1 protein-coding gene is annotated in these 784 nt (G+C 71.3%); it reads left to right on the top strand.

The genetic code is table 11. The annotated features are described in order from the left end of the window. Positions 1-77 precede the first annotated feature (77 nt). Positions 78-784 (top strand): helix-turn-helix domain-containing protein (locus LC092_RS21080; protein WP_224809703.1); only part of this gene is annotated, 707 nt, incomplete at its 3' end.

Below are 784 nucleotides of genomic sequence, written 5' to 3'. Positions count from 1 at the left end.
TGTGAAGTCTCAGGAGGTTGTTCACCCGGTTCGGGGTTAGGCTGCAATCGCCAAACTCCAGCCGAGGATCCCGAAGGATGAACAACCCGCACCAAGGTGCCCGCCTTACCGTCTATAGTCGAGAGCAGATCGTGGCCCGTGTTCTCGCGGGACAGAAGGCCGCCGAGGTCGCCGCTGCCTTCGGCGTTTCCCTCCGCACCGTTCGGAAGTGGTTGGCGCGGTTCCGCGCGGGCGGGGCCGCGGCGCTCTCCAACCGCGCAAGTTCCCCCGCCCGCGTGGCGGGGCGTCTGCCCGATCGCCTGGTCGCGCTCGCCCTGCATCTGCGGCGCGACCTGCGCCTGACGGGGGCGGCGATCGCGGCCAGGCTGGGTCTCGCGCGCTCGACCGTGGCGCGCTGGCTGGCACGGGCGGGGATGGGGCGGCTGGCCCGGCTCGATCCGCCCGAGCCTGTGCGGCGTTACCAGCGCGCCCGGCCTGGCGAGCTGATCCATCTCGACATCAAGAAGCTCGGCCGGTTCGACCGGCCCGGCCATCGCGTCACCGGCACCCGCACGGGCTGCCGCAATCGGGGCGCGGGCTGGGACTTCGTCCATGTTGCGGTCGATGACGCGACGCGGCTGGCCTATGTCGAGGTGCTGGGCGACGAGCGCCGGAACACCACCACCGCCTTCCTGCTCCGCGCCCTGCGCTGGTTCCGTGCGCACGGCATCCGGACCGAGCGGGTGATGACCGACAATGGCAGCGCCTACCGCTCCCGCCGCTTCGCCAAGGCGCTGCGATGGCT

The organism is Stappia stellulata, assembly GCF_020176715.1.
In the GTDB taxonomy this organism is placed as follows: Bacteria; Pseudomonadota; Alphaproteobacteria; order Rhizobiales; family Stappiaceae; genus Stappia.
The sequence above is the reverse complement of the archived record's forward strand: the minus strand, read 5'-3'. Positions and strand labels throughout refer to the sequence as shown.